20 protein-coding genes and 1 pseudogene are annotated in these 21,434 nt (G+C 70.9%); 14 read left to right on the top strand and 7 right to left on the bottom strand.

Annotation, left to right across the window (positions count from 1 at the left end; all coding sequences use genetic code 11):
* Window positions 1-55 precede the first annotated feature (55 nt).
* From ACZ4UU_RS00470 to ACZ4UU_RS00455, 4 genes are all read left to right on the top strand, one after another.
* Complete coding sequence (locus tag ACZ4UU_RS00470) at window positions 56-1,051, top strand: GlxA family transcriptional regulator (protein ID WP_468035563.1); 996 nt, start codon at window positions 56-58, stop codon at window positions 1,049-1,051.
* Entirely contained in the window at window positions 1,048-1,560 is a 513-nt protein-coding gene (locus ACZ4UU_RS00465; RefSeq protein ID WP_468035561.1) for a GNAT family N-acetyltransferase, read from the top strand. The genes ACZ4UU_RS00470 and ACZ4UU_RS00465 overlap by 4 nt, the downstream gene beginning before the upstream one ends.
* Before the next feature lie 63 nt (window positions 1,561-1,623).
* On the top strand, window positions 1,624-2,340 hold the full coding sequence (locus ACZ4UU_RS00460) for a DsbA family oxidoreductase (protein ID WP_468035559.1): 717 nt from the start codon (window positions 1,624-1,626) through the stop codon (window positions 2,338-2,340).
* A gap of 107 nt (window positions 2,341-2,447) precedes the next feature.
* Entirely contained in the window at window positions 2,448-3,500 is a 1,053-nt protein-coding gene (locus tag ACZ4UU_RS00455; protein ID WP_468035557.1) for an aminotransferase class V-fold PLP-dependent enzyme, read from the top strand.
* A 166-nt stretch (window positions 3,501-3,666) separates the two neighbouring features.
* Here ACZ4UU_RS00455 and thpD read toward each other — a convergent pair whose 3' ends face one another.
* The 6 genes and pseudogenes from thpD to ACZ4UU_RS00425 all read right to left on the bottom strand — a co-directional run bounded on the left by thpD (window position 3,667) and on the right by ACZ4UU_RS00425 (window position 8,518).
* Entirely contained in the window at window positions 3,667-4,569 is a 903-nt protein-coding gene (gene thpD / locus ACZ4UU_RS00450) for an ectoine hydroxylase (protein ID WP_468035555.1), read from the bottom strand.
* A gap of 7 nt (window positions 4,570-4,576) precedes the next feature.
* On the bottom strand, window positions 4,577-4,981 hold the full coding sequence (locus tag ACZ4UU_RS00445; protein ID WP_468035554.1) for an ectoine synthase: 405 nt from the start codon (window positions 4,979-4,981) through the stop codon (window positions 4,577-4,579).
* 28 nt (window positions 4,982-5,009) lie between these two features.
* Entirely contained in the window at window positions 5,010-6,281 is a 1,272-nt protein-coding gene (ectB, locus tag ACZ4UU_RS00440) for a diaminobutyrate--2-oxoglutarate transaminase (protein WP_048583630.1), read from the bottom strand.
* Window positions 6,282-6,313: 32 nt separating this feature from the next.
* Window positions 6,314-6,820, bottom strand: coding sequence for a diaminobutyrate acetyltransferase (ectA, locus tag ACZ4UU_RS00435; protein WP_468035552.1), 507 nt, complete (start codon window positions 6,818-6,820; stop codon window positions 6,314-6,316).
* Window positions 6,821-7,126: 306 nt separating this feature from the next.
* Window positions 7,127-7,246: pseudogene (locus ACZ4UU_RS00430) on the bottom strand (mycothiol transferase); the annotation flags it as partial.
* 156 nt (window positions 7,247-7,402) lie between these two features.
* A complete protein-coding gene (locus tag ACZ4UU_RS00425) occupies window positions 7,403-8,518 on the bottom strand; it encodes a pyridoxal-phosphate-dependent aminotransferase family protein (protein WP_468035550.1) in 1,116 nt (371 codons plus the stop codon).
* A gap of 182 nt (window positions 8,519-8,700) precedes the next feature.
* Between ACZ4UU_RS00425 and ACZ4UU_RS00420 the strand changes: the two genes are divergently transcribed.
* The 10 genes from ACZ4UU_RS00420 to ACZ4UU_RS00375 all read left to right on the top strand — a co-directional run bounded on the left by ACZ4UU_RS00420 (window position 8,701) and on the right by ACZ4UU_RS00375 (window position 20,227).
* Window positions 8,701-9,552, top strand: a complete 852-nt coding sequence (locus tag ACZ4UU_RS00420) for a transporter substrate-binding domain-containing protein (protein WP_468035548.1) — start codon at window positions 8,701-8,703, stop codon at window positions 9,550-9,552.
* A complete protein-coding gene (locus ACZ4UU_RS00415) occupies window positions 9,549-10,382 on the top strand; it encodes an amino acid ABC transporter permease (protein WP_468035546.1) in 834 nt (277 codons plus the stop codon). The genes ACZ4UU_RS00420 and ACZ4UU_RS00415 overlap by 4 nt, the downstream gene beginning before the upstream one ends.
* A complete protein-coding gene (locus ACZ4UU_RS00410) occupies window positions 10,379-11,188 on the top strand; it encodes an amino acid ABC transporter ATP-binding protein (protein WP_468035544.1) in 810 nt (269 codons plus the stop codon). The genes ACZ4UU_RS00415 and ACZ4UU_RS00410 overlap by 4 nt, the downstream gene beginning before the upstream one ends.
* A gap of 20 nt (window positions 11,189-11,208) precedes the next feature.
* Entirely contained in the window at window positions 11,209-12,300 is a 1,092-nt protein-coding gene (locus ACZ4UU_RS00405; protein ID WP_468035542.1) for an amidohydrolase family protein, read from the top strand.
* A gap of 259 nt (window positions 12,301-12,559) precedes the next feature.
* Window positions 12,560-13,492 (top strand): SCO1860 family LAETG-anchored protein, encoded by a 933-nt coding sequence (locus tag ACZ4UU_RS00400; RefSeq protein ID WP_468035540.1) that lies wholly within the window; start codon window positions 12,560-12,562, stop codon window positions 13,490-13,492.
* 160 nt (window positions 13,493-13,652) lie between these two features.
* The gene (locus tag ACZ4UU_RS00395) at window positions 13,653-14,507 is read left to right on the top strand and encodes an ABC transporter permease (RefSeq protein ID WP_468035538.1); all 855 of its coding nucleotides are present in this window, start codon (window positions 13,653-13,655) and stop codon (window positions 14,505-14,507) included.
* Window positions 14,508-14,542: 35 nt separating this feature from the next.
* Window positions 14,543-15,403 carry a carbohydrate ABC transporter permease gene (locus tag ACZ4UU_RS00390; protein ID WP_468036384.1) on the top strand — a complete coding sequence of 287 codons (861 nt, stop codon included), beginning with the start codon at window positions 14,543-14,545 and terminating at the stop codon, window positions 15,401-15,403.
* Window positions 15,404-15,442: 39 nt separating this feature from the next.
* Window positions 15,443-17,092 carry a type 2 periplasmic-binding domain-containing protein gene (locus ACZ4UU_RS00385; RefSeq protein WP_468035536.1) on the top strand — a complete coding sequence of 550 codons (1,650 nt, stop codon included), beginning with the start codon at window positions 15,443-15,445 and terminating at the stop codon, window positions 17,090-17,092.
* Between the two features lie 32 nt (window positions 17,093-17,124).
* Window positions 17,125-18,192 carry a LacI family DNA-binding transcriptional regulator gene (locus tag ACZ4UU_RS00380; protein ID WP_468035534.1) on the top strand — a complete coding sequence of 356 codons (1,068 nt, stop codon included), beginning with the start codon at window positions 17,125-17,127 and terminating at the stop codon, window positions 18,190-18,192.
* A gap of 118 nt (window positions 18,193-18,310) precedes the next feature.
* Window positions 18,311-20,227 carry a DUF2264 domain-containing protein gene (locus ACZ4UU_RS00375; RefSeq protein WP_468035532.1) on the top strand — a complete coding sequence of 639 codons (1,917 nt, stop codon included), beginning with the start codon at window positions 18,311-18,313 and terminating at the stop codon, window positions 20,225-20,227.
* On the opposite strand, the gene cobC is transcribed toward ACZ4UU_RS00375, so the two are convergent.
* Window positions 20,175-21,236, bottom strand: a complete 1,062-nt coding sequence (gene cobC, locus ACZ4UU_RS00370; RefSeq protein WP_468035530.1) for an Rv2231c family pyridoxal phosphate-dependent protein CobC — start codon at window positions 21,234-21,236, stop codon at window positions 20,175-20,177. The two genes, ACZ4UU_RS00375 and cobC, sit on opposite strands and share 53 nt — an antisense overlap.
* Between the last annotated feature and the right edge of the window lie 198 nt (window positions 21,237-21,434).

Here is a 21,434-nt window from a genome sequence, read left to right as displayed (position 1 = left end):
GCCCGGGCCGACGTACAGTAGTGGCCGGAACGCCATGCACCCGGAGGTTCTGGCCATGCCGCAGTCGCGCGCCCCGCACCGCATCGCCGTCGTCGCACCCTCACCCGTCTCGATGTTCAACCTCGCCATCCCGGAGATGCTGTTCGGCAAGGTCGAGGTGGACGGACAACCCGGCTACGAGGTGGTCATCTGCGCCGCAGAGCCGGGCCCGGTGCCCACCACCGGGGGACTCGACCTGTACGTACGTCATGGACTCGACGCCGTGCGCGAGGCGGACACCCTGCTCGTGGCCGGCACCGGGGAACCCTTCGAACCGGAGGCCAGGATCGTGACCGCCGTCCGTGAGGCGGCCGCCGACGGCAAGCGGATCGCGTCCCTGTGCACCGGCGCCTTCCAGCTCGCCGAGGCGGGCCTGCTGCACGGGCGCAGGGCCACGACGTACTGGGCGCACGCCGACGAGCTGCGCCGCCGCTACCCGCACGTCCAGCTCCGCGGGGACGTGCTGTACGTCCAGGACGGGCCCTACGTCACCTCCTCCGGCTACGCCGCCGGCATCGACCTGTGCCTGCACGTCATCCGCACCGACTACGGCGCCGCCGTCGCCAACGAGGTCGCCCGGCGTGCCCTCGTCGCGCCCGTACGGCCCGGCGGCCAGACCCAGTTCACCCAGACCCCGCTGCCGCCCGAGCGCGGCGAGGCCTGCGCCGACACCCGGGGCTGGGCCATGCGCAACCTCGACAAGCCGCTCACCCTCACCGACCTGGCCCGGCACGCCGGCGTCAGCGTCCGCACCCTCACCCGCCGCTTCCACGCCGAGAGCGGGGCGAGCCCCTTGCAGTGGCTGCTCCACCAGCGCATCGAGCGTGCCAAGGAGCTGCTGGAGACCACCACCCTGCCCATGGACCAGGTGGCCCACGCCAGCGGCCTCGGCACGGCCGACTCGCTGCGGGGGCACCTGGTCCGGCGTACGGGACTGACGCCGAGCGGCTACCGGGCGCAGTTCAGCCGGCTCGGAACCGGCACCGCGGCAGCCACGTCCTCCGTTGCATGATCAGTGACCGGATGACCGCGAACCGTGTGATTCGCACCGCCGTGCCCGCCGAGGCCGAGGACGTCGTCGCGCTGCACGCCCGCGCCCGGGGGACGTACTACCCCGACGGGATCCCGCAGGACGGCACCGACTGGCTCGCCTCCTGGCGAAGCGCCATCGCGCGGCCGGACGGGCATGTGCTGTGCGTCGTCGAGGAGGGGCGCATCATCGGGCTGGCCTCCTTCCGCACCCCGGAGGGCGCCCCCGGTGACACGGTCAAGCTGTTCCAGTTCCACGTCGACCCCGACCACTGGCGCTCCGGCGTCGGCGCCGCCCTGCACGCGGCCTGCGTCGAGGAGTGGCGGGCCGACGGGAAGCGGACGGCCGTGCTGGACGTGCATGTCGACAACCGGCGCGCCCAGGGCTTCTACGCCCGTCAGGGCTGGGTTCCGGACCCGGAGAACCCGCCGGCCGACGGCGACCACCATCTCTTTCTGCGCTTCTCCGTCCCGGGGAATGAAGTCGGCTGATTGAAGGTTCACGCATTAAGCGGAGGGAGTCTCCGAGCCGTACGACTGGAGAGAGCCACAGACATGCGCGTCGAGATCTGGAGCGACATCGCCTGCCCCTGGTGCTACGTGGGCAAGGCCCGCTTCGAGAAGGCGCTCGACGCCTTTCCGCACCGCGACCAGGTCGAGGTGGTGCACCGCTCGTTCGAACTGGACCCCGGACGCGCCAAGGGCGACGTACAGCCCGTCATCACGATGCTCACCAGGAAGTACGGCATGAGCGAGGCGCAGGCACAGGCCGGCGAGGACAACCTCGGCGCGCAGGCCGCCGCGGAGGGGCTCGACTACCGCACCCAGGGCCGCGACCACGGCAACACCTTCGACATGCACCGGCTGCTGCACCTCGCCAAGGAGCAGGGCAGGCAGGACGCGCTGATCCAGGCCTTCTACCGGGCGAACTTCGCCGAGGAACGGTCGGTGTTCACCGAGGGCGACGAGCGGCTCGTGGAGCTGGCCGTCGCCGCCGGGCTGGACGCCGACGACGTCCGTAAGGTGCTCGCGGACCCGGACGCCTACGCCGACGACGTCCGCGCCGACGAGCGCGAGGCCGCCGAGCTCGGTGCCAACGGGGTGCCGTTCTTCGTCCTCGACCGCAGGTTCGGCGTCTCCGGCGCCCAGCCCGCCGAGGTCTTCACGCAGGCGCTGGCCCAGGCGTGGGGCGACCGGTCGCCACTCCAGCTCATCGACCAGGGTGACGCGGACGCCTGCGGTCCCGACGGGTGCGCGGTGCCGCAGCACTGAGCCGCCGGGCGAACACGCAGGTCGGGGCGGATCCATAAGCGTTGCTTAGCGAAACCACGTAAAGAATCGCAATGGACCGACAGGTGTTCAGGGCCCAGAGTGGAGCCATGGAGACCTTCGAGAGCCTGGTCCGTGCCGAGTTCGCCCCGAAGAACGTCTATCTCAACACCGCGAGCAACGGCCTGCTGCCGGCCCGCACCGTCACCGCCCTGGACCGGGCCGTGCGGATGCGGGCCGCGGGCACGCCGCTCGGGCCCCTGTACGAGGACGTGGAGGCGGTGCGCGCGTCCTTCGCCCGGCTGGCAGGTGTGCCCGTCGAGCGGGTCGCGACCGGTGCCTCGGTCGCCGAGTACGGCGGGCTGATCGCCGCCTCGCTGCCCGCCGGCGCCGAAGTCCTCACCGCGGAGGCCGACTTCGCCTCCCTCGTGAACCCCTTCCACATGCGCGGCGACCTCAAGGTTCGCGCCGTCCCGCTGGAGCGCCTCGCCGAGTCGGTCCGCCCGGACACCGCCCTCGTCGCGGTCAGCGCCGCCCAGTCCGCCGACGGCCGGATCGCCGACCTGCCCGCCGTGCGCGCGGCGGCCGAGGCGCACGGGGCCCGCACCTACGTCGACGCCTCCCAGTCGGCCGGCTGGCTGCCGCTGGCGGCCGGCGAGCACGACTTCGTCGCCGCCGTCGGCTTCAAGTGGCTGCTGGGCCCGCACGGGGCCGCGTTCTGCGTCGTCCCGGAGGACTTCGGCGGCCTGACGCCGCTGCTCGCCGGCTGGGTCGCCGGGGAACTCCCCTGGGACAGCTGCTACGGCCCCGTCCAGGACCTCGCCCACTCGGCCCGGCGCTTCGACATCAGCCCCGGCCTCTTCAGCTACGCGGGGCTGCGCGCCTCCCTGGAGCTCGTCGAGGAACTCGGGGTCCCCGCCATCCAGGCCCACGACCTCGACCTCGCCGACCGCTTCCGCGCCGGACTGACGACCCTCGGCCACGAACCGGTGCCCGCGCCCGGCTCGGCGATCGTCTCCGTTCCCGGACTCGGCGGGCGTCAGCCCGAGTTGAGCGCGGCCGGCATCGAGGTCTCCAACCGCGCGGGCAACCTGCGCGCGGCCTTCCACCTCTACAACACGGCGGCCGACGTCGACCGCCTGCTGGACGTCCTGTCCTCCTGAACCACCGGCGAGGCGCCCCTTGAGGCGGCGTAGCCGCCTCAAGGGGCGCGGGGCTGTGTCGATTCGCGGCTCCGCCGCGTGGGCGCGACCAGCCACAACGCAGCGGCACTCGCCACACAACCCGCGCCCCCCGAGCTCTAAGGCGCCCGGCCCGGCCGGCGCAGTGTCACCTCACCGGCGTGAAGTCCCTCGCGCCGATGAACTCCGGCCGCCGTACCGGAGCCGCGAAGGGCTCCACGGCCGCGTTCTCCACGCTGTTGAACACGATGAACACGTTGCTGCGCGGGAACGGCGTGATGTTGTCGCCGGAGCCGTGCATGCAGTTGCAGTCGAACCAGGTCGCCGAACCGGCCTTGCCCGTGAACAGCTTGATGCCGTACTCGGAGGCCATCTTGGTCAGCGCCTCGTCCGAGGGCGTGCCCGCGTCCTGCATCTGCAGGGACTTCTTGTAGTTGTCCTTCGGCGTGGCCCCCGCGCATCCGAGGAAGGTGCGGTGCGAGCCGGGCATGATCATGAGCCCGCCGTTGGTGTCGTAGTTCTCGGTCAGCGCGATCGAGACGGACACCGTCCGCATGTTGGGCAGACCGTCCTCGGCATGCCAGGTCTCGAAGTCCGAGTGCCAGTAGAAGCCGCTCGCCCCGAAGCCCGGCTTGACGTTGATCCGCGACTGGTGGACGTACACGTCCGAGCCGAGGATCTGCCGTGCCCGCCCGACGACCCGCTCGTCGCGCACCAGGGAGGCGAACACCTCGCTGATCTTGTGCACTTCGAAGACGGACCGGATCTCCTTGGACTTCGGCTCGATGATCGAGCGCTCGTCCGCGCGGATCCCCGGGTCGGTGACCAGCCGCTCCAGCTCCTGTGCGTAGACCGCGACCTCGTCCTCGGTGATGAGCTGGTCGATGGCGAGGAAGCCGTCGCGCTCGAAGGACTGCAGGTCACCGGTGGCGATCGGGCCCGGCGTGTCGGGGGAGCCCCACACGACGGGGTCCTGGCGCGGGGTCGACACCTCGGTGGCGCCGCGGCTGGGGTAGAGATCGGTGACGTTTCCGGTCATGGCGGTGGTCATGGGTTTCTCACACCTCCTCGGGCTCGGTGAGCAGCGGGTAGACGCCGTTCTCGTCGTGGTCCTCCCGGCCGGTCACGGGCGGGTTGAAGACACAGAGGCAGCGGAAGTCCTCCTTGATCCGCAACGTGTGCCTCTCGTGCCCGTCCAGGAGGTACATGGTTCCGGGCGTGATCGTGTGCGTCCGCCCGGTCTCGTGGTCGGTCAGCTCGGCCTCGCCCTCGACGCAGACGACGGCCTCGATGTGGTTCGCGTACCACATCGACGTCTCCGTACCCGCGTACAGGATCGTCTCGTGCAGTGAGAAGCCGACCTTCTCCTTGGCGAGGACGATGCGTTTGCTCTCCCAGGTGCCGGACGCCGCTTTCACATGGCGGTCGGTGCCTTCGATCTCCTTGAACGAACGGACGATCACGGTGCTGCGATGCCTCCTAGGTGGTGTTTCAGATGGTTTCCCGGACGGAGCGGGCGAGGACGCTGAGTCCCTCGTCCAGCTCTTCCGGGGTGATCGTGAGCGCCGGAAGCAGCTTCACGACCTCGCTCTCGGGGCCCGACGTCTCGATGAGCAGCCCGAGTTCGAACGCCCGGTGCGCGACCCGTCCGGCGCGCTCCTTGTCGTGGAACTCCAGGCCCCACACGAGCCCGCGCCCGCGGTACTCCTTGACGTCGGCGAGGTTCTCCTCGGTGATGGAGATCAGCGCCTGCTCGATCTGCTCACCGCGCTTACGGGTCTGCTTCTCCATCGCGGACCCGTCCGCCCAGTACGCCTCCAGGGCCGCGGTGGCCGTGACGAAGGCGGGGTTGTTGCCGCGGAAGGTGCCGTTGTGCTCGCCCGGCTCCCAGATGTCCAGCTCCGGCTTGAACAGGCACAGGGACATGGGCAGTCCGTACCCGCTGATCGACTTCGACACGGTGACGATGTCGGGGGTGATGCCCGCCTCCTCGAACGAGAAGAAGGCCCCGGTACGCCCGCACCCCATCTGGATGTCGTCGACGATGAGCAGCATGTCCTGCCGCTCGCACAGCTCGGCCAGCGCCCGCAGCCACTCCGGGCGGGCGACGTTGATGCCGCCCTCGCCCTGCACGGTCTCCACGATCACGGCGGCGGGCTTGTTCAGCCCGGATCCCTGGTCCTCGAGCAGCCGCTCGAACCACAGGAAGTCCTCGACCGTGCCGTCGAAGTAGTTGTCGAACGGCATCGGCGTGCCGTGCACGAGCGGGATGCCGGCGCCGGCCCGCTTGAAGGCGTTGCCGGTGACGGCCAGCGAGCCCAGCGACATGCCGTGGAAGGCGTTGGTGAACGACACGATGGCCTCGCGCCCCTTCACCTTCCGGGCCAGCTTGAGCGCCGACTCCACGGCGTTGGTGCCCGTGGGGCCGGGGAACATGACCTTGTACGGGAGGTCACGCGGCCGCAGCACCAGGTCCTGGAAGGTCTGCAGGAAGGCCCGCTTGGCGCTGGTGGACATGTCGAGCCCGTGCGTGACGCCGTCCCGCTCCAGGTAGTCGATCAACGCCCGTTTCAGGACGGGGTTGTTGTGCCCGTAGTTCAGTGAACCGGCACCGGCGAAGAAGTCCAGGTACTCGTGGCCGTCCTCGTCGTACATACGGCTGCCGCGCGCGCGGTCGAAGACGGTGGGCCAGCCGCGGCAGTAGCTGCGCACCTCGGACTCCAGGGTCTCGAAGACGCTGAGGTCGGGCTGGGTGATGGTCACGACGAATCGCTCCTCGTTGCGTGTGGGGAAAGTCAGAGGGAGAGGGGACCGATGCGGTACAGGACCTCGGGGTCGTGCGGCCCGTCGGGGAACAGGCTGGTGGGGAACAGCACCTCGCGCTCCAGGGCGGCACCGTGCCGCTCGGCGAAGGCGTCGAACAGGCGCTCGGAGGCGATGTTGCCGGGGGTGATGGTGGTCTCGATGTTCGTGACGCCGTACTCGCCGCCGACCCGTGCGACGAGCCCGTCGAGCAGCGCGGCGGCGATGCCGCGTCCGCGGTAGGCGTCGTCCACGGCCACCTGCCAGACGAGCAGGGTGCGCGGTCGCTCCGGCCGCACGTATCCGGTGACGAAGCCGACCGGCTCCCCGCGCTCGTCGCGGGCGACGGCCGACGTGCCGGCGAAGTCGCGGCACCACAGCAGATAGCTGTACGACGAGTTGAGGTCGAGGGCCTTGGAGTCTCTGGCAATCCGCCACAGCGCGGCCCCGTCGGCCACCGCCGGACGGTCGATTTGCAGGTCTGCTTGTGCGGCAGTCATGCGAATTGAATTTACCGAGGGAAATTCGAAATTGCATGGCCGTGTGGGGTTACGTATGAGCGGTGGGTGTGTTATCACGCGGGCGTGAGAGCCCATGGCTCACCGGGGTGAAGTGCCCAATTCCGTCCCTTAAATCCAGTACAAAACGGTCACGATGTGGAACGCGTCACAGCCGTGTAACTCTCACGAGACCTGTCCGAATTGGTACGGATGGCGTTCGCTAAATCTTTGTGTTTAGGGCTGGAGAAAGCGGGCAGAAGAACAGGGGAAGCTGCCCTGAAAAGAATTCCTGGAATTACGTTGAATTCAGGCTCCGGTTACACCGTCGATGCGTTCTCGCAGAATATCGGCGTGACCGTTGTGTCGCGCGTACTCCTCGATCATGTGAATGAGCCCCCACCGCAGACTGACCTCGACCCCTGCCATCGTCCGTCCCCGATCCGCCCCTCAAGCGCCGGACGGGCTGAAAGATCCAGCCCCGGCCCGGCAAATCCAGCCCCTCCGGCGTTTGAGGAGCGGGGTCTGGGGCGGAGCCCCAGAAGGATGGGACGGGTAGGGGCGGCGGGGGCGAGGAAAGCGGGGTCAGTGCCAGGCGGCGTCAACCGCCCGCAGCGCGCCCTCCACATCCACACCCAGCCCCTGCTCCGCCAGCGCAGCGCCCAGCGCCGCCAGGCACCCCCGCACCACACCCACCCTCGCATCCGCACCGTAGTGATTGACCCGGATCATCTCCTTGGCCAACGCCCCACCACCGGCGACCAGCGGCAACCCCGGATCACTCGCCACCGCCCGCGTCACCACCTCCGACGCGACCACCCCCGCCGGCACCCGCAGCGTGGTGGCGACCGGAGCGGCCTCACGGGCGTCGTGCACATACGGCTCCAACCCCCCACCCAGAGCCACCGCCCCGGCCCGGGTGGACAGCGCGGCGGCCCGGTGCCGGCCCATCACCGCCTCCAGCCCGTCCCCCTCGATCCGCTCCACACACGCCTCCAGCGCCAGCATCTCCAGCTGCGCGGGCGCATGCAGCAGCACCTTCCGTCCCCCGTCGACCCACCGCTCCTTCCAGTCCAGCAGCGACAGATACGACCGCCGCGGCGCCCGCGGATTCGACGCCATCCGCGCCCACGCCCGCTCGCTCACCGACACCGCCGACACCCCGGCCGGCCCGCCCATCGCCTTCTGCGCCCCGATGACGCACAGGTCCACACCCCACGCGTCCGGCAGCACCGGCTCCGCCCCGACCGACGCCACCGCGTCCAGGTAGAACAGTGCCCCGTGCGCCCGCACGACCTCACCGATCTCCGCGACGGGGTTGGTGTTGCCGGTCGCCGCCTCCGCGTGCACCAGGGACACGAAGTCGATCTCCGGGTGCTCGGCGAAGGCCTCCCGGATCTGGTCCGCGGTGACCGCCGTGTGGAAGGGCACCGCCAGATCGATCACGGTCGCCCCGCAGTCCCGCAGCCAGTCACCGAAGGTCTGCCCGTACGGACCGGTGATCACGTTCAGGGCGACCGTGCCGGGCCCGGCCGTCCCCCGGATCGCCCCCTCCAACGGCAGCAGCGCCTCACCCTGCATGATCACGACGTCCTGCTCGGTGCCGAGCAGCCACGCCACCCGGTCCTCGATGGCGGCGAATCGGGCGGCGCTCAGCGGGGCCAGGTCCAGGAAGGGATGGGTCGAGGCGGGGTGGGTCACGGCGGGCTCTCTTCGCTCTCTGCGCTCCGGGGGACGACGTGACGAGCGTAACCGCGCACCCCAACACCCCTTCTCACACCCGACTTCTTAGGTCGAACGGCCCCGTAACCATCGGTTTGGTTTGGGGATCTCAAACCTCTCCTTATAATCGGAACTCATAGTTCCCTGACAGGAGGCCCCCCGTGAAGACGACCCTCGGGCGCCGGACCCGCGTTCTGGCCGCCACCACCGCGACGGCCGGGCTGGTGCTCGTGGCCGGCTGCTCCTCCGACGGCAACGGCGGCAGCGGTTCGAAGACGGCGGCCGGCGGTGTCGAAGTCGTCAAGGCGGGCCGGCTCACCACCTGCACCCACCTGCCGTACCCGCCCTTCCAGTCGGAGATCGACGGCAAGGTGCAGGGCTTCGACGTCGCCCTCGTCGACCTGGTCGCGGACGACCTGGGCGTGAAGCAGGCGATCGTCGACCAGCCCTTCGAGAACTTCAAGACCGGTGGGTCCCTCAACGCCGGCCAGTGCGACCTCGCCGCCGCCGGCATGACCATCACCGAGGAGCGCAAGAAGAACGTCGACTTCTCGGACCCGTACTTCGAGGCCACCCAGGCCGTCCTGGTCGACAAGAAGAGCGGCATCTCGTCCTTCGCCGACCTCAAGGGCAAGAAGGTCGGCGCCCAGGCGCAGACCACCGGCGAGGACTACGCCAAGGGCAAGGGCCTGGACCCGGTCTCCTTCGAGTCCTCCGACGCCGTGATCAACGGCCTGCGCACCGGCCAGGTCGAGGCGGTCGTCATCGACTACCCGGTCGTCCAGGGCTGGCTGAAGGACAAGGCCAACGCGGACGCCTTCGAGGTCGCCGAGCAGATCAACACCGGTGAGCAGTACGGCTTCACGGTGAAGAAGGGCAACACCAAGCTCCGCGAGGCCATCAACAAGGCGATCAAGGACGCGAAGGCGGACGGCACGTACAAGAAGCTGTACGAGCAGTGGATCGGCCCCTACGACGAGTCCGCGGCGTCCGCGTCTCCGTCCGCCTCATGACCGGAACGGACGTACGACTCCAGCCGAAGAAGAAGGGCCTGACCCGGCGCCAGAAGCGCAGCCTGTCCCGCGGCGTCCAGTACATCGTCTTCGTCGCGGCCGTGATCGCCTTCGCGGTCGCGGCCGACTGGGACCGGCTGCAGAACCAGTTCGCGCAGAAGGCCATCGCGGAGCAGATGTTCCCCGAGGTCATCACGCTCGCGCTGAAGAACACCGTGCTGTACACCGTGTCCGGCTTCGCCGTCGGACTGGTGCTCGGCATGGTGATCGCGCTGATGCGGCTGTCGTCCGTGGGTCCGTACCGCTGGCTCGCCGGCGTCTACATCGAGATCTTCCGCGGTCTGCCCGCCCTGCTGATCTTCATCTTCATCGGGGTCGCCGTGCCGCTGGCCTTCCCGGGTACGGAGATCCCGGGCGGAACCTACGGCAAGGTGGCGCTCGCGCTCGGCCTGGTGGCCGCCGCGTACATGGCGGAGACGATCCGCGCGGGCATCCAGGCCGTGCCCAAGGGGCAGATGGAGGCGGCCCGCTCGCTCGGCTTCTCGCCCGCCCGCGCCATGATCTCGATCATCATCCCGCAGGCGTTCCGGATCATCCTCCCGCCGCTGACCAACGAACTCGTCCTGCTCTTCAAGGACTCCTCGCTGGTGCTGTTCCTCGGTGTGACGCTGGAGGAGCGCGAGCTGTCCAAGTTCGGCCGCGACCTGGCCAGCCAGACCGCGAACTCCACGCCGATCCTGGTCGCGGGCCTGTGCTACCTGCTGGTGACCATCCCGCTCGGCTTCGTCGTACGCCGCATGGAGGCGAAGGCCCAGGAGGCCGTGAAGTGACTGACAACACCCTTGGCTCCCGGCCGGAGATCGACGTCCGCGGACTGCACAAGTCCTTCGGCGACAACGAGGTGCTGCGCGGCATCGACCTGGAGATCAAGCAGGGCGAGGTCGTCTGTGTGATCGGCCCGTCCGGCTCGGGCAAGTCGACGCTGCTGCGGTGCGTGAACCTGCTCGAGGAGCCCAGCAAGGGCCAGGTCTTCGTCGGCGGCGCCGAGCTCACCGACCCGGACGTCGACATCGACGCCGTACGCCGCCGTATCGGCATGGTCTTCCAGCAGTTCAACCTGTTCCCGCACCTCACGGTGACCGAGAACCTGACCCTGCCGCAGCGGCGGGTCCTCAAGCGGGACAAGGCCGCCGCCGCGAAGGTCGCCGCCGAGAACCTGGAGCGCGTCGGCCTCGCGGAGAAGGCGTCGGCGTACCCCGCCTCCCTCTCCGGCGGCCAGCAGCAGCGCGTCGCCATCGCCCGCGCGCTCGCCATGGGCCCCGCGGTGATGCTCTTCGACGAGCCGACGTCGGCGCTGGACCCCGAGCTGGTGGGGGACGTACTGGCGGTGATGCGCATGCTGGCGAACGAGGGCATGACCATGATGGTCGTCACCCACGAGATGACCTTCGCGCGCGAGGTCGCCGACCGGGTCGTCTTCATGGACGGCGGAGTGATCGTCGAGGACGGCACCCCCGACCAGGTCATCGGCAACCCCCGGCACGAACGCACCCGCCACTTCCTGTCCCGCCTCCTGGACCCGGCGATGGCCGAGGTGGAGGAGGGGACCTCCGACCAGGTCGGCAAGGGCGACTAGCGGCTGATTAGGGTGCAGTCATGAGCGAACGCGCGGTGCTGCACGTGAAGGGCCGGGTCCTCGTCGGTCCCGACGACGTCCGGGACGAGCTGTGGGTCGTCGACGGCCGGATCTCGTACGACCGGCCCGTCGACGCCCGCGACGTCCGGACGGTGGCGGGCTGGGCCCTCCCCGGCCTCGTCGACGCGCACTGCCACGTCGGCCTCGGCCCGCACGGCCCGGTCGACGACGACGTCGCGGAGAAGCAGGCGCTCACCGACCGCGAGGCCGGCACCCTGCTCATCCGCGACGCCGGCTCGCCTTCCGACACCCGCTGGGTCGACGACCGCGAGGACCTGCCGAAGATCATCAGGGCGGGCCGGCACATCGCCCGCACCCGCCGCTACATCCGCGGCTACGCCCACGAGATCGAACCGGAGGACCTGGTCGCCTACGTCGCCCAGGAGGCCCGCCGCGGCGACGGCTGGGTCAAGCTGGTCGGCGACTGGATCGACCGCGACCTCGGGGACCTGGCACCGACCTGGCCACGGGACGCTGTCGAGGCGGGCATCGCGGAGGCGCACCGGCTGGGCGCCCGGGTCACCGCGCACTGCTTCTCCGAGGACTCCCTCCAGGACCTGGTCGAGGCGGGCATCGACTGCATCGAGCACGCCACCGGTCTCACCCAGGACCTCATCCCGCTGTTCGCCGAGCGCGGGGTGGCCATCGTGCCCACCCTCGTGAACATCGCGACCTTCCCGAAGCTGGCCGACGGCGGCCAGTCCAAGTTCCCCCGCTGGTCGGCCCATATGCGCCGGCTCCACGAGCGCCGCTACGACACCGTCCGCTCCGCCTACGACGCCGGCATCCCGGTCTTCGTCGGCACCGACGCGGGCGGCACCCTGCCGCACGGCCTGGTGGCCACCGAGGTGGAGGAACTGGTCACCGCCGGCATCCCCGCGGTCGAGGCCCTCGCGGCGACGACCTGGTCGGCCCGGAGCTGGCTGGGCCGCCCCGGCCTGGAGGAGGGCGCCGCGGCCGACCTCGTGGTGTACGAGTCCGACCCGCGGGCGGACGTACGGGTGCTGGCCTCGCCCCGGCGCGTGGTGCTGAACGGGCGGGTCGTCGGCTGAGCCCCACGGGCCGCGACGGAGCGTGACGGAATCCGGCGGTGGGCCGTAGTGCACGCCGTCCCGCGCTCCGGGGCGTCAACCGGCGTATTCGGAAAGATGCCGGTGCGACGGTGAAAGCATGGAACACCCGTGCCGCGGGATTCGAAAAGGTTCACGGAAACCCCACGTAGGAGTGAAGTCCTGGCGGATTGCTGACTGTTCACTCTCGGTACGCGATTCTTGCCGGGTCCCGAGCAAGTCTCCTCTGGGGGTCCCCACCTTGAACGGCAAGAACTTCCGCCTGCCCGCACGCCGTCTCGCCACCGTCGCGACGGCCACCGCCCTGGCCGCCGGTCCCGCGGCCCTGGGCGCCGCGGGCACCGCGCACGCGACCGGTGACGAGGGTCGCGCGAGCGCCGTCGTGCTCCGCACCGGGCTCGACGTCTCCCTGCTCAACAAGACCGTGAACGTCCCGCTCGCGGTCTCCCTCAACGAGGTGCGGGCGCCGCAGAGCGCCGAGAAGACCACGCTGACCGCCGAGTTGAACGGCGTCGACGGCGGCCGGCCCTTCAGCGTGCTGAACGCCGAGGTCGCCCAGTCGAAGGCCACGGTCGAGGGCGGCAAGGCCGAGGGATACACCCACCTCGCCCACGCCAAGGTCCATGTCCCCGGTCTGCCGCTGCTCTCGCTCATCGAGGTCGGCCAGGTCACCTCCAAGGCGACCTGTGAGGCCGGCAGGACGCCCACCGCCACCTCCAACCTCCTCGGCGATGTCACCGTCCTGGGCAAGAAGGTCACCCTGACCGCCGGCGGCACCACGAACGTCAAGGTGCCCGGCGTCGGCGACGTGCGCCTCGACTACTCCAGGACGGAGGAGACCTCGCGTACGGCGGCCGCCACCGCCCTCGAACTCAAGGTGTCCGTCAACCCGTTGAAGCTGAACGTGGCCGACGTCCAGGGCACCCTGACCCTGGCCGAGGCGACCTGCGAGACCCCGGCCGAGCCCGCGCGGCAGACGGACCCGAGCGCCGAGCCCAGTACCGACCCGGGTGCCGGTTCGGCCGGTGACGTGAAGCCCCAGGGCGAGTCCGGCGACGAGGGCCTCGCGGAGACCGGCGGCAGCTCGATGACGCCGTACATCGCGGGCGGCGCGGTCGCCCTGCTCCTCGCGGGCGGGGGTGCGGTGGCCCTGGCGCGGCGCGGCAGGAACTGACCCCGCGAGGCCGTCCCGCGGCGACCCCGGTCAACAGCCCTTCTTGTCAGGGCTGTTGACCGGCGTCTGAAAACGTTTTAACTTCCCCTCACTCCAACTCCGAGATACGAGGGGATCAGTGGAGCGTAAACGGTTTCAATCCCGCGCCCTCCTCCTGCTCATGCTCCCCGGCCTCGCCTACTTCCTGCTGTTCCACTACGGCGCCCTGGTCGGCAACGTCATCGCCTTCAAGGAGTACGTGCCCTTCGACGGCCTCTGGGGCAGCCCCTGGGTGGGTCTCGGCAACTTCCAGCGGATGTTCGAGGACGGCGCGTTCTGGGACTCCGTCCTCAATACGATCTGGATCGCCGTCCTCCAGCTCGTCTTCTACTTCCCGGTGCCGCTCGCCCTCGCCCTGCTCCTGCACAGCCTCACCTGGAGCACGGTCCGCCGCTTCGTGCAGTCGGTGGCGTATCTGCCGCACTTCATCTCGTGGGTGATCGTCGTCGCCCTCTTCCAGCAGGTCCTCGGCGACACCGGGCTGCTCAACTCCTCGCTGGACGGCATGGGGCTGCACACCGTCGACATCATCGGCGACCCCGACGCCTTCAAGCCGCTCGTGGTCGCCCAGGTCATCTGGAAGGACGCCGGCTGGGGCACGATCATCTTCCTCGCCGCCCTCGCCCAGGTCGACGAGCAGCAGTACGAGGCCGCCGCGATCGACGGCGCCGGGCCCTGGCGACGCTTCTGGCACGTCACCCTGCCCGCCATCCGCCCGGTGATCGTGCTGCTGCTGATCATGCGGCTCGGCGACATCCTCTCCGTCGGCTTCGAGCAGATGCTCCTCCAGCGCGACGCGGTCGGCCCCGAGGCCGCCGAGATCATCGACACCTTCGTCTACTACCAGGGCATCGTCGGCGGCGACTACGGATTCGCCGCCGCCGCGGGCCTGTTCAAGGGCGTCATCGGCGCGCTCCTCGTCTACGCCGCCAACAAGGTCGCCCACCGCCTCGGCGAACAGGGGGTCTACAAGTGAGCCCCGGAACCCGTTCCCCCGCCCGGCCGGGCTGGATGGAGAAGCCGAGGCCCGTCACCCAGGGTGCGAAGGCGGTGGCCCTCGTCGCCGTGGTGCTCCTGGTCTGCGTGCCGTTCCTCGTCATCGTCTCGACCTCGCTCGCCTCCACCGACGAGGTCGTGGCGAACGGCGGCTGGGTGCTGTGGCCGACCGAGCCCAGCCTGGACGCCTACCGCGACATCCTCGACGGCGGCATCGTCACCCACGCCCTCGGCGTCAGCGCGGGCGTGACGGTCGTCGGCACCCTGCTCAGCCTCGCCTGCACCGTCACCCTCGCCTACGCCCTCTCCCGCCCAGGCGTCCTCGGCGGCCGGCCGGTCCTGCTCCTGGTCCTGTTCACCTTCCTCTTCCCGCCCGGCATGATCCCGGGCTTCCTGCTGGTCAAGGAACTCGGCCTGCTGGACAGCTATGCCTCGCTGGTGCTGCCCGTCCTCGTCAACGTCTTCAACCTCGTCGTCCTGCGCGGCTTCTTCCAGGGCATCCCCGAGGAGCTGTACGAGGCCGCGCGGCTCGACGGGGCGGGGCACTGGCGGGTGCTCGTCTCCGTCGTACTGCCGCTGTCCAAGGCCGCGCTCGCCGTCGTGGGGCTCTTCTACGCGGTGGCCTACTGGAACTCCTGGTTCTACGCCTCGCTCTACCTGGAGAGCGACCACTGGCCCCTCCAGCAGGTCCTGCGCACCTACGTCATCGCGGGCTCCGGACTCACCGACGCCACCACCGGCGAGGGGACCGTCACCGCGCCGCAGACCGTGCAGATGGCGGTCCTGGTGATCGCCACCGTCCCGATCCTGCTCGTCTACCCGTTCCTGCAGAAGTACTTCACCAAGGGCGTGCTCACCGGCGCCATCAAGAGCTGACGCAGCATCAATATCCGTACGCAGAGAGGTGATTCGCCCATGCCCGGCATGTCACGACGTACCGTACTGCGTTCCGTCGCCGCCGGTGGCGCCGCAGCCGCCGTCCCCGGTCTGCTGACCGCCTGCTCCACGAGCTCCGGCGACAGCAACGTCTCCAACGCGGGCAAGGAGCTCGCCCCCTGGCCCGCGTACCGGGCCGCCGCGGGCCCCAAGCCGGACCTCGCCCCCACCGACGCCGGAGTGCAGGCCGGCTACACCTCCTACCCCGCCGACCTCGTCAAGTCCGTCGCCCGCACGCCCGGCGACGGCTCCACCGTCAAGGTCATGTCGGTCTCCTTCGGCACCCCGCCCAAGCCGGCCTCCGCCAACCGGTTCTGGGCGGCCGTCGAGAAGGCCCTCGGGGTGAGGATCGAGTACACGATCGTCTCCCAGGCCGACTACCAGAAGAAGATGGCGACGGTGATGGCGGCCGACGCCGACACCCTGCCCGACATCATCAACCTGTTCTCCGGCTTCGTCCTGCCCCGCGAGGCCGAGTTCGTCCAGCGGCGCGCCGAGGACCTCACCCCCTTCCTCTCCGGCGAGGCGATCACCGACTATCCCAACCTCGCCGGCATCCCCACCCACGCCTGGCGCGACATGGGCCGTATCGGCGGCCGCCTCTACGGCATCCCGCTGGAACGCCCGCTGCCCGGCTCCACCCTCTGGCTCAACCAGGGCATGTTCGCCGACGCGGGCATGAAGGAGGGCTGGACCTCCGACGACTTCGCCGCCGTGGCCAAGCGGGCCACCAGCGGTCGTACGTACGCGCTCGGTGCCGCCAACGGCTCCCTGTTCGGCAACGCCGTCCACTCCGCCGCCCACAACGCGCCCCAGAACTGGGCCGTCACCAAGGACGGCACCTTCCTGCCGGCCTGCGCCGACGAACGGTACAAGGCGTCCATCGCCTTCCAGGCACGGCTGCGCAAGGACGGCTGCTACCACCCCGACGCCACGTCCATCTCCCAGATCGACCTGACCACCCTCTACTACAACGGCACCGTCGGCTCCATGCAGGACGGCTTCGGCGCCTACCTGCCCAAGTACCGCGAGGCACCGGACGGGATGACCCCGGCCGCGGCGCTCCCGTACAGCGTCGGCGGCGAACCGGGCGGCATCGTCGCGGCCCGCCGCTCCTTCGGATACACCGTGCTGAAGAAGGCGAAGAAGGAACGGATCGAGCTGCTCCTGCGCGTCCTCGACCACCTCGCCGCCCCCTTCGGCAGCCAGGAGTGGGAACTCGTCCACTACGGCGTCGAGGGGACCCACTTCACCCGCGGCAAGGACGGCTCACCCGAGCCCACCAAGCTCGGCGAGACCGAGAACAACACCAACCTGCCGCTGAAGTACCTCGCCGAAGGCCCCCAGGTGCTGTTCGTACCGGGCAGGCCGGACGCCGTACGCGCCCTGCACACCTGGCAGCGGAAGGTCGTCCCGCACGCCGTCCGCGACGCCTCCTTCGGCCTCCAGTCCCGCACCAGGAACTCCCAGGGCACCACCTTGAAGGCCCTCCTCGACGACACGGTCACCGGCATCGTCGCGGGGCGGCTGCCGCTGACGGAATGGGACGCGGCCGTGAAGACGTGGCGGTCCCGGGGCGGCGACAGAATGGCCGAGGAGTTCGCGAAGGACCACGCGGCGGGCGCGTGAGCGGCGGGCCGGCGGAACAGGAGGCGCGGGGGATGGGGAACACCATGGGGGACACGGGGCCCAGGCGGAGGGTGACGATCCGCGAGGTCGCCGAACGGGCCGGCGTGTCCGTCGCCACCGCGTCGCGCGCGCTCAGCGGCAACCATCCCGTGCCCACCTCCACCCGGACCCGCGTGCTGCGGGCCGCCAGCGACCTCGACTACGTCGCCAACGCCCACGCCCGTGCCCTGGTGGGCGGCGGCCGGAAGATGGCCGCCGTCGTCGTCCGCCAGGTCACCAGCCCCTTCTACGCCCAGGTCGCCGAGGGCGTCGAGGCCGAGGCGGCCGACCGGGGCTGGCTGTGCGTGGTCGGCGCGACCGGCGGGGATCCGCAGCGCGAGATGGAGTTCGTGCAGCTGATGCGGGAGGAGGGGGCACGGCTGGTGATCCTGGTCGGCGGGGTCGTCGAGGACGACGCGTATCGCTCGCGCGTGGCCCACTACGCGCAGGCGCTGGACGCGTCGGGGGCGCGGCTGGTGCTGTGCGGCCGGCCCGCTCCGGGTCCCGAGATCCCCGCACTGGTCGTCGAGTTCGACAACGAGGCCGGTGCCCGGGCCGTCACCGGGCATCTGCTCTCCGCCGGGCACCGCCGGATCGTCTTCCTCGGCGGACTGCCCGGCAACACGGCTCTGGACGCCCGCGTCGCCGGCTACCGGGCCGCGCTCGCCGAACACGGCGTGCCCGCGGCGGCCGCGCGCGTCGTCGACTGTGGCCTGGGGCGGGCGGCGGGTCTGCGGGCGATGACCGAACTCCTCAAGGAGACGCTGGAGTTCACGGCCGTGGTCGCCGGGGACGACATGGTTGCCGCAGGGGCGCTGCGTGCCATCGCCGACGCTGGTCTGAGGGTGCCCGAGGACATCTCGGTCGTCGGGTACAACGACATTCCGCTGGCCGAGGACTTCAATCCGCCACTGACGACTGTTCGTACGCCGGCCGAGGAACTTGGACGCGCTGCGGTGCGCATTGCGCTGCGTGACCCTGACCATGCCGCCGGGAACCATCACTTGCTCGGTACGCACATCGTTGTGCGCCGCAGCGTCGCCTCGCCTCGGGTGTCGTAGGCGGCCGCGGGTGGTTTGTGGCTGGTCACGCCCACGCGGCGGAGCCGCATATCGATAACGGCCCGCGCCCCTGAGGGGCGCTTCAGTCGCCCCCAACCCATGGAGGACCGAAACTCGTATGACCGCGCCGCATGTGTCGCTCCCCGACGATCCGACGCACCTTCCCGCGACCGACCCGACGCTCTCGCCCCTCACCGGCTGGACCCGCGCCCACTGGGAGTCGATCGCGGACCGGCTCCTCGACGGGCTGTTGCCCTACGCGACCCCGAGCCTCGCCCAGTACCGCCTCCCCGGCCCGCCCAGCCACTCCGGCCCCTGGTCAGACGGCCTGGAAGGCTTCGCGCGCTCCTTCCTGCTCGCCGCCTTCCGTATCGCCGGCTCGGAGGGCCGGGTCGGCCCCGCGCTCATCGAGCGGTCCGCCGCCGGACTGGCCGCCGGCACGGATCCGCACCACGCCGAGCACTGGCCGCCGATCATCGACCGGGCCCAGCCGATGGTCGAGGCCGCCTCGATCGCCCTCGCGCTGCACGAGTCACGCCCGTGGTTGTGGGACCACCTCGACGACGGCGTACGGCAGCGGGTGTGCGTCTGGCTCGGCGGGTTCGTCGGCGCGGACGTCAACGACTCCAACTGGCGGCTGTTCCAGGTGATCACCGAGGAGTTCCTCGCCTCGGTGGGCGCGCCGCACAGCCGGGGTGAGATCGACGCGGGGCTGGCCCGGCTGGACGACTGGTACCGGGGCGGGGGCTGGTACACCGACGGTGACGGGCGGAAGTTCGACTACTACAACGCCTGGGCGCTGCACCTGTACCCGGTGCTGTGGGCGCGGATCGCGGGGCCGCGGGCGGATCCGGCCACCGTGACCCGGCACCGGGCGCGGCTGCGCGAGTTCCTCGCGGTCCACCAGCACTTCTTCGGCTCGGACGGTGCCCCCGTCCACCAGGGCCGCTCCCTCACCTACCGCTTCGCGGCCACCGCCCCGCTGTGGGCGGGCGCCCTCGCCGACGCCACCCCGCTCCCGCCGGGCCGCACCCGCCGCCTCGCCTCCGGCGCACTGAAGCACTTCGCCGAGCGGGGCGTGCCCGACGAGCGGGGCCTGCTCAGCCTCGGCTGGTACCGGCCCTTCCGCCCCGTCACCCAGCGCTACTCGGGCCCCGCCTCCCCGTACTGGGCGAGCAAGGCCTTCCTGGGGCTGCTCCTGCCCGCCGACCACCCGGTCTGGACGGCATCGGAGGAGCCGGCGCCCGTCGACACGAGGGACGTCAGCCTGGCCCTGCCCGCCCCCGGCTGGCTGCTGCACTCCACCACGGCCGACGGCATCGTGCGGCTGGTCAACCACGGCAGCGACCGCCTCCCGCCCCCACCCGCCACGGACGACGACAGCCCCCACTACGCCCGTTTCGCCTACTCCAGCGCGACCGCCCCCGAAACCCCGGGTGTCGACAACCACCTCGCGCTCCTGTCCCCCGACGGCACCCCCTCCCCACGCGGACGCATCCACCCCCTGGGCACCGAAGCCGGGCGGGCCGGGTCCCGCGGGCAGGACGGGCGGGTCGAAACCGTCAGCGTGGTGCGCGGGGCCTGGGAGGTACGGGTGCACCGACTCGACGTACCGTCCGACACGCCGGTGCGGGAGGGCGGTTGGGCGGTGGCCGACGACGCCGCGCCTCCGGACGTGCACACCGGCGCCGCCCGGGCGGTGGCCCGTCGCGCGGACGGACTGACCAGCGCGCTGGTGGGCCTCCACGGCTGGGACGACGCAGGGGCATCGGTCGTACGGGCCGTCGGTACGAACGCGGTGGGCCACCACTCGGCGACCCCCGTGCTCCAACTACCGCGATCGGGCCCGCTGTTGGTCACCCTCGTCATGCTGAGCGCCGACCCGCGGACCCCGCTCACGGGAGCGAGCGCGACCGTCGCCGCCGACGGCACCGTGGAGGTCCGCTTCCCGGACGGCGGCGTGGAGCGCGTGCCGGCCGGGCTCAGCGACGGGCCAGAGCCATCGCCTGGTCCAGCGCCCGCAGGAACCGGTTGACCGTGCCCCGGTCCCGCACCGCCAGCCGCAGCCACTCCTCGCCCAGCCCCGGGAAGGTGTCCCCGCGCCGCACCGCGAACCCGAGATCGCGCAGATGATGCCGTACGTCGGCCGCGCCCGGCAGTCGTACGAGGACGAAGGGCCCCTCGGCGGGCTCGACGACCCGCAGCCCGAGCGAGGCGAACTCGCCCAGCCCGGCAGCGAGATGGGCCCGGTCGGCGGCGACGCGGTGGGCCGCGTGGGCCGCCTCCGCGAGGGCCGGCGGTGCCACGCAGGCTTCGGCGGCGGCGAGCGCGGGCGTGGAGACGGGCCACAGGGGCTGGGCGCGCTCCAGTTCGGCGATGGTCTCCGGTGCGGCCAGGACATAGCCGATCCGCAGCCCGGCCAGCCCCCACGTCTTGGTCAGGCTGCGCAGCACCACCAGGCCCGGCACGTCCGTCCGCCCCGCCAACGCCTCCCGCTCACCCGGCACCGCGTCCATGAACGCCTCGTCCACCACCAACGTCCGCCCGGGACGTGCGAGTTCGGCGATGGCGGCGGCGGCGTGCAGCACGGAGGTCGGGTTGGTGGGATTGCCGATGACCACCAGGTCGGCGTCCTCGGGAACGGCCGCCGGATCGAGACGGAAGCCGTCCTCCTCCCGCAGCAGCACCCGTTCGACGCTGTGCCCCGCGTCCCGCAGAGCCGCCTCCGGCTCCGTGAACTGCGGGTGCACGACGACCGGCCGCAGCACCTTCAGCGCCCGCGCCAGCAGCACGAACGCCTCCGCCGCCCCCGCCGTCAACAGCACCCGCTCCACCGGCAGCCCGTGCCGAGCCGCGACCGCCGCCCGCGCCGCCCGTCCGTCCGGGTAGGCGGCGAGCGAGCCCAGCGACGCTGCGATCCGCTCCCGCAGCCATGCGGGCGGCGTGTCCGCGCGGACGTTCACGGCGAGGTCGACGAGCGCCGAACCGTCGTCACGGACCTCGGCGTCGCCGTGATGCCGGAGGTCATGCGCTTCAGTGTGCATAAGAGCGGGTTTCCTCGTCTCCATGTCCGTGTCCGTGCCCTTCCTCGGGCGCACCCTCGGGATGGCAGCGCTCCGACTCCCGTCCGAACCGGGTGCGATGACCGGCGATCGGCAGGGCGGGCGGCCCAGTGGTCACGATGACTCCTCGGCGGGTGGACCGGGGTGGTGTGCCGGCACCTCGCGCACGGCGGCACGGTC

Source organism: Streptomyces sp. NPDC028907, assembly GCF_055564995.1.
This window is presented reverse-complemented; position numbering and strand designations above follow the sequence as displayed.